10 protein-coding genes and 1 other RNA gene are annotated in these 13,682 nt (G+C 32.4%); 6 read left to right on the plus strand and 5 right to left on the minus strand.

Annotation, left to right across the window (positions count from 1 at the left end; translation table 11 throughout):
- The first annotated feature begins 54 nt into the window (after window positions 1–54).
- The 4 genes from kdsA (at window position 55) to creD (ending at window position 3,565) form a co-directional block, all read left to right on the plus strand.
- Window positions 55–873, plus strand: a complete 819-nt coding sequence (kdsA, locus tag FLJC2902T_RS06090; protein WP_023578904.1) for a 3-deoxy-8-phosphooctulonate synthase — start codon at window positions 55–57, stop codon at window positions 871–873.
- 308 nt (window positions 874–1,181) lie between these two features.
- The gene (locus tag FLJC2902T_RS06095; protein WP_023578906.1) at window positions 1,182–1,790 is read left to right on the plus strand and encodes a hypothetical protein; all 609 of its coding nucleotides are present in this window, start codon (window positions 1,182–1,184) and stop codon (window positions 1,788–1,790) included.
- 2 nt (window positions 1,791–1,792) lie between these two features.
- Window positions 1,793–2,095: a winged helix-turn-helix domain-containing protein gene (locus FLJC2902T_RS06100; RefSeq protein ID WP_023578907.1), complete on the plus strand. Its 303-nt coding sequence runs from the start codon at window positions 1,793–1,795 to the stop codon at window positions 2,093–2,095.
- An 84-nt stretch (window positions 2,096–2,179) separates the two neighbouring features.
- Entirely contained in the window at window positions 2,180–3,565 is a 1,386-nt protein-coding gene (gene creD, locus FLJC2902T_RS06105; protein ID WP_023578908.1) for a cell envelope integrity protein CreD, read from the plus strand.
- A gap of 138 nt (window positions 3,566–3,703) precedes the next feature.
- On the opposite strand, the gene FLJC2902T_RS06110 is transcribed toward creD, so the two are convergent.
- Window positions 3,704–4,906, minus strand: a complete 1,203-nt coding sequence (locus FLJC2902T_RS06110; RefSeq protein WP_035677701.1) for an NAD(P)-dependent oxidoreductase — start codon at window positions 4,904–4,906, stop codon at window positions 3,704–3,706.
- Window positions 4,907–5,109: 203 nt separating this feature from the next.
- Here FLJC2902T_RS06110 and ssrA point away from each other — a divergent pair.
- Window positions 5,110–5,506: a transfer-messenger RNA gene (ssrA, locus tag FLJC2902T_RS16015) on the plus strand.
- A 246-nt stretch (window positions 5,507–5,752) separates the two neighbouring features.
- Entirely contained in the window at window positions 5,753–7,009 is a 1,257-nt protein-coding gene (locus tag FLJC2902T_RS06115; RefSeq protein WP_035677546.1) for a site-specific integrase, read from the plus strand.
- Window positions 7,010–7,124: 115 nt separating this feature from the next.
- Here FLJC2902T_RS06115 and FLJC2902T_RS06120 read toward each other — a convergent pair whose 3' ends face one another.
- The 4 genes from FLJC2902T_RS06120 to FLJC2902T_RS06135 are packed head-to-tail and all read right to left on the minus strand — an operon-like array spanning window position 7,125 to window position 13,668.
- Window positions 7,125–7,559 carry a hypothetical protein gene (locus FLJC2902T_RS06120; protein WP_023578912.1) on the minus strand — a complete coding sequence of 145 codons (435 nt, stop codon included), beginning with the start codon at window positions 7,557–7,559 and terminating at the stop codon, window positions 7,125–7,127.
- 6 nt (window positions 7,560–7,565) lie between these two features.
- Window positions 7,566–9,017, minus strand: a complete 1,452-nt coding sequence (locus tag FLJC2902T_RS06125; RefSeq protein WP_035677550.1) for an amidohydrolase family protein — start codon at window positions 9,015–9,017, stop codon at window positions 7,566–7,568.
- A complete protein-coding gene (locus tag FLJC2902T_RS06130; RefSeq protein ID WP_023578914.1) occupies window positions 8,995–12,378 on the minus strand; it encodes an SMEK domain-containing protein in 3,384 nt (1,127 codons plus the stop codon). The genes FLJC2902T_RS06125 and FLJC2902T_RS06130 overlap by 23 nt, the downstream gene beginning before the upstream one ends.
- Before the next feature lie 48 nt (window positions 12,379–12,426).
- The gene (locus FLJC2902T_RS06135) at window positions 12,427–13,668 is read right to left on the minus strand and encodes a hypothetical protein (RefSeq protein ID WP_155958863.1); all 1,242 of its coding nucleotides are present in this window, start codon (window positions 13,666–13,668) and stop codon (window positions 12,427–12,429) included.
- Between the last annotated feature and the right edge of the window lie 14 nt (window positions 13,669–13,682).

Raw genomic sequence — 13,682 nt, forward strand, 5'->3', positions numbered from 1 at the left:
ACTTCATTAGAAGGTTTTTTTATTATATCTTTGCAACACTTTTTATACACAACCATGAATTTACAGAACATCCCACAAATCAAACATACAGACAGCGGAAATTTCTTTTTACTGGCCGGCCCTTGCGCCATTGAAGGCGAAGAAATGGCAATGCGGATTGCCGAGAAAACGGTTTCCGTAACCGATAAACTTGGAATCCCCTTTGTTTTCAAAGGGTCATTCAAGAAAGCAAACCGTTCCAGAATTGACAGTTTCACGGGTATTGGTGATGAAAAAGCCTTAAGAATTCTTGAGAAAGTTTCAAAGGAATTCGGCGTACCAACCGTAACCGATATTCACACAAATGAAGATGCCGCAATGGCTGCCGAATATGTGGATGTACTTCAGATCCCTGCTTTTTTGGTGCGCCAGACCGATTTGGTTGTGGCTGCCGCAAATACAGGAAAAACCGTAAACCTGAAAAAAGGGCAATTCATGAGTCCGGAAAGCATGAAACATGCGGTTCAGAAAGTGATTGACTGTAACAACCATAACGTAATGGTTACCGACAGAGGAACCATGTTCGGGTATCAGGACATGATTGTGGATTACAGAGGCATTCCGACGATGCAGCAATTTGCTACCACCGTTTTGGATGTTACCCACTCGTTACAACAGCCAAATCAGATGGTTGGAGTAACCGGAGGTCGCCCCGAAATGATTGAAACCATCGCCAAAGCAGGAATCGCAGTAGGTGTGGACGGAATCTTTATCGAAACCCATTTTGATCCTGCCAATGCTAAAAGTGACGGTGCCAATATGCTTCACCTGGATTTATTTGAGGGATTAATGACCAAGTTGGTTGCCATCAGACAAACCATAAACAAATTCTAATAAAAACACAAAACCACTAATAAAGTATCCTTTTTTAGTGGTTTTGCTCTTTTGTGCTTTTGCCGACCTGACACGGATTACTATGCCCGTGTAATAATAAACTGCAAGCTCAAAATCTGATGTTATTCAAAAAACATCCAAAAGAGGCCTTCTGAGATGAAACCTTTGTCATTTAAGTTGATATGCCATTCTGATATTTTTCCGACTCCTTTAAAACAAAATCCTCCGATGATTTCATCAGAAAAAATATCCCAAAAAATTTGTCCGAAACAAAAATTAAACTAACTTTGTTTTTCAAAGTACTTTATATGGATACTCAAAATTATTTACAGGACTTAAAAGAGATAAAAGATTTGATGAACAAATCGACCCAATTTATTTCTTTGAGTGGTTTATCAGGAATACTGGCTGGTGTTTATGCCATAATTGGTGCAGTGGTAGCCTATTTTCTGATAGAGAACCATACGGATTACTATATAACACTTGAAAGCAAAACATTCAAGTTGATTATACTGACGGCTTTGATTGTTCTTACAGCCTCTTTACTGACTGCATATATAATGACGGCTAATAAAGCCAAAAAAGTTGGTGAAAAAATATGGAACGCATCCTCAAAAAGATTATTAATTAACTTTTTTATTCCGTTGGTTACCGGAGGAATTTTTGCAGTATTGTTATTGCGAAACGGATATTACGGTTTGGTCGTTCCAATCACACTGATTTTTTACGGATTGGCCTGCGTAAACGCAAGTAAATACACACTTAGAGATGTTCGTTATTTAGGGATAACAGAAATTATCATAGGATTATTTGCTGTTGAATTTTCGGGTTATGGTTTGTATTTTTGGGTTTTAGGATTTGGGGTTTGTCATATCATTTACGGATCGGTTATGCACTTTAAATACGACAGAAAATAACCGTGAAAAACATTATCCAAAATATAAACAAGGCATTTGATCATCGTATCCGACTCGGAATCATGTCTGTATTGATGGTCAATGAATCGGCAGATTTCAGTACGCTTAAAGAATTATTAGGCGTAACCGACGGGAATCTGGCCAGTCACGCCAAAGCACTTGAAAGCGAAAACTACATCGTTGTGGAAAAGCAATTCATCGGAAAAAAACCAAACACGAGTTATAAAGCAACCAAGGAAGGCCGAAAGGCTTTTCAGGAACATATTGAAGCACTTGAAAAATTGATTACTCCTCCCCTTCGCTAACGCAAGGTTCAAAAGAGACACTCTATTTTTTTATTCTTCAACTTTGAAAAACAAAGTACTTTAAAAACTAAATAACCAAAAATCATGGAAAATCAAAATCAAAACATTGTGGAAAATCAAAACACAAATCAAAACAAAGGATCTTTTCTTCAGTCGACTACCGCTAAAATGATGATGGTAGGCATACTGACACTGGTATTACTTATTCCTCTAGCTTTCGTAAATGAACTGATCGTTGAACGATCCGAACGAAAAAAAGAAGTCGTTAATGAAGTTACCCAATTATGGGGCCAGGATATTTTTTTCTACGGACCGATATTAAAGGTTCCTTACAAAAGCTATACGGAAACCGCCGTATTGGATCCCAAAACAAAACAGTCCAGCATTCAAATGAACATGACTGTTCAGTATGCTTATTTCTTCCCGGAAAAAATCAATAATACCTCGGATATAAAAAAGAACACTTCTTTAAAACGAGGCATCTACAACAATGTCGTTTTTACGGCTGATATGAAATTTGATGGGTATTTTGGAAAACCTAATTTTGAAAAACTGGGTTTAAAAGAAGACGATTTACTGTGGGACAAAGCAGTTTTAGTGGTAAAAACAACCAATCTGAAAAGCATCAAAAGTGATTTAAACATCAAACTGAACAGTCAGAATTTCAACTTCGAATCTAAAGACGAGCAAGATAAATTTTTCGGTACGCTGGAAACCGGAACGTTCAATTACAAAACATTGGTTCCGAATGGCAAGCTCGATTTCAGCTTTAACATGAAATACAACGGAAGCAACAGTGTGAAATTCATCCCGATTGGAAAAACCACGCAAATTAATCTGAATTCGGATTGGGATTCACCGAGTTTTGAAGGCATGTTTGCAGCCAACGACACCACCAAATCCATCAGCAAAAAAGGATTTCACGCCGATTGGAAAATATTGGACATCAATCGTTCTTTTTCACAGCAATATGCTTCAAAAATTCCGAATCTGAATGAATATTCCTTTGGTGTTAAACTGATTGAAACCGTAGACGAATACCAACAGAATGAACGCGCATCAAAATACGGCTTTCTTGTAATTGGACTTACCTTTCTGATATTCTTTTTAATTCAGACCGTGAACAAAATAAACATTCACATTTTCCAGTACACTATGTTAGGATTGGCACTGATCATGTTTTACACGCTGTTGATTTCCATTACGGAACATTCTAGTTTTTCGCTGGCTTACCTGATTGCTTCACTTGCGGTAATTGGGATGATTGTCCTTTATTCTGTTTCCATTCTGAAAACAAAAAAATTCCCTGTATTCATCGGAATGGCATTGAGCGGTTTGTATGCCTTCATTTATGTGATCATACAATTGGAAAACTACGCGCTGTTGGTGGGAAGCATCGGATTGTTCATCATTTTGGGATTAGTGATGTACTTCTCCAGAAAAATTGATTGGAATAACGGATACAATTAAGAGGCTGCTTCAAAAGAATGTCATTTAAATAAAAAGAGCACTCCTAACTTACATTATTTCGTGTGTGAATATTCTAAACTGCAAAATGACACAAAAAAAAGTCCCGATCAGATCGGGACTTTTTTTATTCATTTTATATTATTCACCATCCACATAATCTTGCAGATAACTGAATCTTTTGGTAAGTTTTCCGTTTTCGGTGATTTTGGCGCGTTCCAGAATACCGTCTTTATCATTGTTGTAAAAAGCCGGAATGACGTGTTTCAGGAACATCTCCCCAAAACCTTCACTGGCATCTTTTGGCAATTCGCATGGTAAATTATCAACCGCCATTACCACAACAGCGCCGGGATGGTTCACATCCACTTCCTTCCCTTCACTTGGGTAATAACCGTAAAACGGCTCTGCAATTGTTGAGGAACGCAATGTACATTCGATAGGCCCGCCAACATCACAGGAAATATCAGCTACCACCTTAATTTTATTATCTGAAGCGTTTAACATTGTTCTTGTTAAGATAACCGGCGCACCATTCCCGTAGAAATGACCCGCGATGAACAAGTCGGACACCTTAGTAAAACGCTCAAAATCGGACACATACTCTTGCGGATTTGCATAAAAATGCTCTCTTTCGGCAGGCTTTCCGTCTTTGCGCTTGTTATAGTCCAAAACATCGATTTGGGTATAGACCGGTTTGTCGTATGTTTTTGTTAAATAATCTTCAACGGAAACCTGTTTGATTTTCATGGCATCCAAAATTTCTTTGGCCCCCATACCCACCTTTCCGTGTCCGGTTAAAACAATTTTGATTGGCGGCAACATGGGACGTCGCAAGCGCTCCACCAATGCCGTTTTATCAGCCAATGTTTCCGCTTTGGGCAAATTGAACAGCTCATATTTGATTCCGAAAGCCCTGAAACCGTTATAGGCACCAACAATTCCGGCATATCGGCCAAAACCGATTAAACGGTGATTGTCTTCATTCACGATGGTTTCATGATCGATTAATCGGATGTTTTTTTCCAAGCAGGCAATAAGCAGTTTTTTATTATAAGGCTGTTTTTTTATCGTATGAGAAAAGAAAAAATACTTTTTACCGGGAAGCAAAGCATCAATCGGAACCTCTTTTACCCCAATCAATACGTCACAATCAGAAAGATCATCGGTAACTTCAAATCCTAATTTACGATATTCATCATCCGAAAAAATACGAATGTCTGACGATTCCACTTTGATTTCAGCCAACGGAAACTGTTCTTTTAACTTAATCAATTCTGAAGGGGTAAAAACCACACGTCTGTCGGGCGGGTTTTTTCTTTCTTTAATAATTCCGAATCTCATCATTCTGCAATCTTTGAATAATATCTAATAAAATATCACAAAACGTGATAATTATTAAATTTTTATAGGTTTGTTTTGTCTGTTTTTATTTATTCTCGCCCAAATGTACTATTTAAAGAATAGTGGTGCAATAATTTTTAATTGAATTTTGATTACTTTAACTTTGTATTGTGAAATTTGTAACTAAATTTGCAACTGCATCTGGGGTCGACTGGTTTTGACAGCGAGTGGAATTGGATGGTAAGCACGTCGAGAACTGGGACAATTCTCGTAAATAAAAGGTCTCACAACTTTACACGGCGAAAATAATTACGCTTTAGCTGCTTAATCTGAATCATAGTAAGATTTGCCTAGTTCCTACCAGGTAGGAAAGCTAGATTCTCCTCGAAAGCCTTGGTTTATGGCGTTCGGATTAGGGGAACCGTAAAAGTAAACCTAGGAACGGTAATGCTTTAAATCCGTTCTGACACCTATAAAGCTAAGCGAAAAGTGGCGGTTTCCGGCCTTGCTTTTTGTCGAAAATTCAAGCGGAAACTAAGCGTGTAGAAAGCTCTTCGATTGCTTGTTTGGACGAGAGTTCGATTCTCTCCGACTCCACAAGATTAACTTTATTTAGCAACAAAAGCCTGTAAATCGTATGATTTACAGGCTTTTTGCATTTTACAACCTTTCAGATTATTCATTAAATCGCATTCGTGAGGGGGCAAATTCGGGTACCCGAAAATTAATTCAAAAAAGGTCACCGAATTTCTTCCGAGCACCCGTAAATACAAGCAGTTCAGAGAATGAACATCTTGAAAAAAACAACGCAATTAACTAATTTGTTTCATCTAAAAGGTTACCACTATGAATGCAAAAATTTCTATTCTCTTTTATGTAAAGAGAGCTAAAACCACCGCAAAGGGGCTGGTTCCAATTTATCTAAGAGTCACAGTTGACGGAATACGTATCGAGATCGCTACTAAACGATTTGTAGAATCAAGCAAATGGTCCGTATCTGCAGGTAAAATGAAAGGCAATTCAGAAGAATCCCGTTCAATAAACAGTTATCTCGATATTTTAAAAGGTAAAGTTTATGACGCTCAAAAAGAAATTCTTCAGAATGATGATAGGGTTACGGCCGCAACTATGAAGAATAAAATCTTAGGAATTGAAGAAAAAGGCCACATGTTAATAACAATATTCAAAGACCATAATAAACGAATGGAAGCCCTTATAGGAAAAGAATATTCTTTGAGTACTCATAAAAGATATGAAACTACACTACAGCATACGATAAACTTTATGAAATGGAAATTTTCAATTTCAGACATTAATATCAAAGATATTAATCTGTCCTTCATAACAGATTTCGAATTTTATTTGAGAACTGTTCGCAATTGCAATAATAATTCAACAATAAAATACATTAAAAATTTTGGAAAAATAATTCGAATCTGTGTTGCTAACGGATGGTTACAAAGTGATCCTTTTATGAACTTCAAATGTAAAATTCAAGAAGTTGAAAGAGTATATTTAACGGAGGAAGAAATTAAACGTATTTATGACAAAACCTTTAATACAATTCGATTGAATCAGGTTAAGGACATCTTCCTTTTCAGTTGCTATACAGGATTAGCATATATTGATGTAAAACAATTAACACATAATAACCTCATCGTGGGTATCGACGGAACAAAATGGATTTCCACTCATAGGCAAAAGACTGAAACATTATCAAAAATACCTTTACTACCAATAGCTGAAGAAATAGTTCAAAAATACACTGATCATCCACAATGTATAAGCGAGGAAGTTTTGTTACCGGTACCTAGTAATCAGAAAATGAATGAATACTTAAAGGAAATAGCAACCATTTGCGAAATAAATAAAGAACTTACTTCTCATTCGGCCCGTCACACGTTTGCAACAAGTGTAACTTTAACTAATGGTGTTCCGATTGAAAGTGTAAGTAAAATGCTTGGTCATAAAAATTTGAAAACAACACAACATTATGCAAAAATTTTGGATCAAAAAATTAGTACCGATATGTCTGCATTAAGAGAAAAACTAATTCAAAAAAACAATACAGATAAAAATAATTCATTAAAAAAGTCACTATAATGTCGCTATACCACTATCCCAAAAAGTGTGTAAGTTTGAAAATAACAGGGCTTTAATTTTTATACTTACACACTTTACCGGGTAGAATCGATAATAATTTGGAACCTTCTTAAATTTACATCATATCTTCAGCTATTTTTCCTATTAGCCAAGGTGCTGTTTTATTCTCTTCACCTCTGTTAATATTATCACTGTGAGTATAGTCTAAAATACCATCCTTGTAGTCAACAGCATGTACATACTCATGAATAATAGTATTTACAATACTACCTTCACTCCTTCTTAGTTTTGCTGTATTAATTTTTATCAATTCCGAACTTCCCGTTTTAGCATTTGCTAGACCAAATATATTCCAATACCCTTCAACAGTTACCGTTTCTCTAAATGATTTCAAGTCACTCGCTATTTTAGATGAACTCACCGAAGTCCCAGAAAAACTTTCTACTGATTCAATTTTTGAATAAAACAATGCCCCATTAAGAATTCGTTCCGCAATCGCAAGACATCTTATCAACTTTTCGTTAGTTCCTTTATAATAAAATCTATTCATATCAAACTAATATTGCTTCATCTTTGTACTCAAAAAGTTCTTCGGATTATCATGACTAATCAAATCAAAAAGTTCTTTTCCTAAATACCCTCGAAGATTATGATACAATTCTTTTTCTGTATTTTTCTGCGAAACTACATAATAATCAGTACCAAATAATATTTTGTTTTTAACTTTTTCATCTTCCAATAAATATTTTAACATTGGAAAAAGTTCTTGATTAAAAAGAATAAAACTCACATCAGCATAAACATTCTCATAGGTCACCATCAAATCGTATATAATAGATAGCCAACTTGCATTCCACCATATTGTTCTTTGGTTACCATGAGTAAGAGTATTGTTTTTCTTTAAATAATCTTCTTTACATTCATGGTTAATATTTTTATTATAATTGTTCCAACTATCAGCCATGTACTTTGCCCATTCTTCTTCTCCTCCAAAATGAGCAATACAAATTTTAAGATTACTCAAATCAAGTTCATATCCAATATACTCCTTCAGTAAATCCTTATTCAACAAACAATGATAATTCAATGGATGAGTAAAGTTAGTTGTAAAACGATAGTTACTGGTTTGTGGCAACGGAATTGGAATTTGAGGCTCGTCTTTTTTTCTGGTATACTTTAAAATTGGATGATTATCCCATTCCTTTTGCTTTGTTCCCCTATAATATACGGTTCCGGCAATGCAGTGACTAATTATCGGGATTTGATTCTCCTGAGCAAATTCATACATTGACATGAGCTCTTTATCAAAAGGATAATATCCCAACGCCGGATATAATTTAATACCATCAAATTTCATATTGGAAAGCAATTCTTTCGCATGAATTTCATAATTATCATTTCCTGATAATTCTTTAGTAGCTTTTAATCTTCTTGGATCCAGAAATAAGAATGGAAGAATTGAATCTTTATTATTTACTTTCATTATTTTCAATTCATTCAACTGCTCTAAATATGGCTTAACAGCCTTTCCTGCACCCATATAATCCATGTCCATTGATAAGACTACAAAACGAGTCCCTGGTTCATATGTCTTTTCAAGTAAATCAAAAATTTTACTTTGTTCTTTATACAAAGAGTATCTTCCCAAAGTTCTAAATCTTTTTATAGCCTCTTGAGTAGTCTTGCTGAATAAAAAATCAACCCTAAAAAAATTAGTCAAAATACTAAATACCCAACGTATTATAATGAAAACAATAACATTAACCCATTGTAAAATAATGGTCCATTTTAAAATATCAATAAATCCATAGCGAATAGTTTTAAATTGGTGTCTCCATTTTTTATATCTTTCGCTCCCTCTCGATGTAAAATTTTTATAATACCATTTTATAAATTTCATCGTGAAAATACGATATAAAAAAGGCAATAGCTTTTTACCAAATTCATTTGGTACATGATCTATAGTAAAAGTATGCGTATGGCAATTATATATTCTCTTTTCCTCCATCAATAATTAAATTTTCAATTTTCTTAATGCTTCTGTTAAGTTCTGCAAATGTGATATTTTGATTTAAAAATTTGCTTACTTTATTTTTGCATGAACTATTCATCGTAATTTCTTCTTTGGTGAAACTTGAAATAATACCATTCTCATATAGTATATTATTAATTTCATTCATTTCCAAACTGAAATTTTTATCAACGAACAATGAATTTATAGGTATGCTATAATTAAGTTTATTCCCTTTTGTAAAAGACTTGAAATACTTTTTGAAATAGTTTAGCATCGACTCTCCACCGCTTTCTTTGATAGAAATAATTTTATATAAAGAATTATCACTCGACAATATTTTATCATCAAAATTATTTTTTGAAAATGTAATTTTCTTCAAATCAAGTCCCTTTGAATAGATATTACTAATATCACAACTCCTGTCAAAAAAGGTAGTATCAAGAAAACTACAATCAAGAAACTGTGGGTAATTGTCTATGTGACAATTAATAAAATACATATTAGAAAAATCAAAAGTAATTTTAGATATTATCGGAACATCGATAAAATAAAAACCATTAATAACAGCTAATTCATCCCTGGATTGTTCGGTGTCTTCAAATAGATATTTAAGTATCTTGGAATTTGAAAATTTATTATCGCTTATTGAAATTAGAAAAACTACTAAATTACTTATAGCAAGTTTTTTTAAAAATATTGTACCGTAATTATTCTCATTTGCTTTATAATTTTCAATCTCTAATACTATTTTTTTTATTCTGTCAAGATAGAATTCAAAACCTTTATCGCTATCCTTAATTTTATTTTTTAATCCTCTAAAAATTATAGAATTAAACTTAAACTCATTAGATAAAGTATTAATTAATGAGTCTGAAAGAGAATAACCGCTTTCATCAACAATTTTTGAATATATAGCATTATACTTAAAAGCAGAATTATAAAAATCAAATCTAAAAACATAACTACCATTCTTATCCAAGCAAAAAAAAGGATTGTCCCTTAGACTATTCTTCACTTTTTCAGAACTTAAATCGACTTTAATTTTTCTAAGAAAACTGATAAAATCGTCATCATTGAATACCCCATTTTTCTCAACTGCCGCAAGACTGAGTAATTTAATATAATCATCTACAGGAATTATAAAACCATGGTTTTCCTTTTTTGCAATTTCACGTTGACAAATTTTATATATAAGATAATCGCTACTATTATTTCTGAGCAAAATTTCAGAATTGAAAACATATTCGATTTCTTCATAATCAAAATTATTTTCAACTATTAATACAATTATCTCCAGTACAAATGGAGAATAAACGTAAACATCTCCATTGATATCCTCATAAAACTCATTTAGAATTTTTATACATTCATTAACCTTTTTTACATTAATTTCTCCTTCAATCGTAAAATGTTTTTCGAAAAACTTTTTAGCCAGCTCGACATTAAATTTTAATAACTTGAAAACCTTGTGCTTATTACTAAAATCCACATCAGTATTGAGAAGTTCGTTTATATAAATATCTCTGCAATTAATTATTAATTTCCCTCTCCCTATAAGCTCCTTCAAAACATTAAAATCTTCAACAAAATCTTTCAAACTAAAATTAGGGAGGGTAGAAATAATCTCATCAATACCATCTATAATTACAGTTATGTTCCCCAGTGCAAAATTTGATTTAAATGTTGTAAGATCAATATCCCCTGCCTTAGAATTGCAAATTTCAAAAATGGAATGCAAATCAAACTTCCAATTGTCAACTCGCTCCCTGTGCTTAATTTCATTTATATATGACTGCGCATCAAGAAAAATAACAATGCTTTTTTCAAAATCATGAATTATCTCATCGTGAATTTTTTGACAAACCGTTGTCTTTCCATCTCCACCGGAACCAATAATAAAGGCAACTGGAGAATGAGAATCATTCTTTAACCAATCAAAAATATCATCTAATTTTTCAATGTTTTCTTTAATTTCAAAAAACGGACTTATAAATACTTCATTACTCAATAACTCTGTCTGCTCAATCCTTGATAAGCTATAATCAAATAAATATTCATCGAGATAGAAAACATCAGAATTAACAAATTTATCTCTAATAAACTTTATCCTCAAGTTTGTAGATTGATTGTAATCCTTTGGAAGTAATACAGTTAAATTCTTTAAGAATTTATTTTTATATTTTTTATTAAACTCCTCAATAACTTCGTTTCTTCTGTATTCGTGTCCAAAAATGAGGTAGTTTAAATTTAAGTCACTATTTGATCCAGATTTCTTAAAATTGTATAAACAATAGCTTTTTTCATCTGCAATTACTTCTAATGTAAACATTGGAAATAGCTTTACTAAAACATCTTTAATTTCACTAAAACTATAATTCAAAGAAGGTTTTTCAGCGAATAAATCCTGGATTACTTCTTCAATTTTCTTTAAATTAGAAACATTGAGAGTTTTAGGATTTTTAAAATTCTTATTTTTTATTTTGTTTGGAAAAGTGGTAAACGAAACCAATTGAGGTTTAACACTCTTTTCAATACAATTCAAAAAAATACTGCACTCAGGCTTTTCAGAATCAATATTTTTTTTGATATAATGGTTTGATACGACAAAAATGTATTTAGTTAAAAAATCAAGACTTTGATTTGGAAACAACATTATTAAATAATCAAAATATCTAGGTCTTTCATTTTTAAAATATTCATAGATTTTTTTTGAATTGACTACTACATTTATGCCCGATTTAATTATTGTCTCTATTAATTCAGCTACATTTTCAAACTCTTCTTCATCAAAAGAAACTCCTACAAAATCAAAACCCGGAACTTTACTCTGTGGTATGTTATACAATACGCTGTCAAGAATTTTCTTTACCCCTAAAGATTTGTCAATATTTTGCTCATTGGCTAATATTCTGTAAACATCGTTTGTATCAATTAAATTGAATTCAAAATCAAGAACGAATCTACCTTGTATTTTACTATCAATTTTATCCTTAAAAGCTTTACTTATTTTTTTCTTTCCTTTTAGGAAAACAAAGAAAAGTTTATCAAAATCATGATATAGATTTTTATCAATGATCTGATCTACAGTAGATTCTATTTTTTCGTTTGAAAATGTTGAAGTTATCTGAACAAAGATTCTGTTTTCAGCATCTAATCCATCAATCCCAGGGAAATTTCTGGACAATAAATTTGCATTAACAAGATTGTAGTCAAATAATACGTTAAGTACATTTAGAAAAGTTGTTTCAAGTAAAATATTTAAACTGTGTTCATTATTTGCACTTTCAATTTCAACTTTATTTTTTAATGTTCCTAAACCTGTGCTAATCCTATCGTGAAGACCTCTTATATTCATAAAATAAAATTAAAATCAATAAAAACCATTCATTTTGGTAAATACCACTTAGATGAAATCATTTTCTTTCATCTTGCTCATTAATAATCTTACACAGCTTTGCCCCTGAGTAGAAATATCCCAATAGTACTTATGTACACGGATACCATAAAGTGTAAAAAAGTTAAAGATGTTCATATTTTTACTGGCCGAAACTTCATAATTCAAATTAATCGGAACTATCTTTAAACCACCTATTCCAAATTCAGCATCACCTTTTTTTGAATCTTTTCTAAAATTAGTTGCTAAAGCATCTGACAGTGAATAAATATTAAACCACTTCATTCTATCTTCCATCACATTGCATCTATCTGCATAATAACTCGGATAATATGCATTAACGAATTCATACGGAGTACCTACAGTAACAAGTAGTTTACTAAGGTTTATTAAATTGGGTGAAGGTATGGTACCAACCGGAAACAATAAATCCTTTACAACGATACTTCCAAAACTATAGCAATGAAAATGAATTTTTGAATTAGGCTCGTTTTCTGCAATATATTCAACAAGCAAATCTAAATTCCCTAGGATAATTTGACTACGATCACCATTTTCAATATACTGGTCTACACAAACAAATTCAGTAGCCAATGAAGTTATAATTGTTTTAGATTCCGGTACAATTAATAGTATCAAAGCGGTAATTGGAACTCCCGCTTTAAATAGATCTTTTACAGTTGGCGAATTAATCTTTACCAAAAACGAATTAATGCTATCAATTATAACATCTAATCTAAAAACAGACATTAGATTTTTAAATTCACTCGAAGCACTCAAATTTGTTGCAATATCTAAACTAGCCGGTATAAAAAATAAAATGGCTAATGATATTATAAACAAAATAAAAAAAGCATAAAAAGTAAGGTAAGGCCTGCTGAAACTATTATACTTAAAAAGACGCAAAACAATTTGGGGAAACTTTTTTACAACTAACCAAAAAAGAATAAGATTTTTTATTAGGATATTCCTCTCCTTAAATTTTTCTGTTAAAATATCATTATATTTAAAATCATATAATTTGTAAACAATTGCACCTTCTTCTTCCGCATTGTCATTCTCATTTTTTTTAAAAATACTCACAACTGTACTTTCCTTCTCATCTGTATAAGCAACTTTTTCAGTTTTTATATCAAAAGATTCTCCCGTATGAGTATAATTCAATTCATTTTTTATACGCAATGCATACTTCTCAACAGTGTCATCATGAAAAGACTGTCCTAACCCGCCAACATAAATACCTATTCTCACAAACAATTAAATAA

This window comes from Flavobacterium limnosediminis JC2902, assembly GCF_000498535.1.
GTDB classification, from domain to species: Bacteria; Bacteroidota; Bacteroidia; order Flavobacteriales; family Flavobacteriaceae; genus Flavobacterium; species Flavobacterium limnosediminis.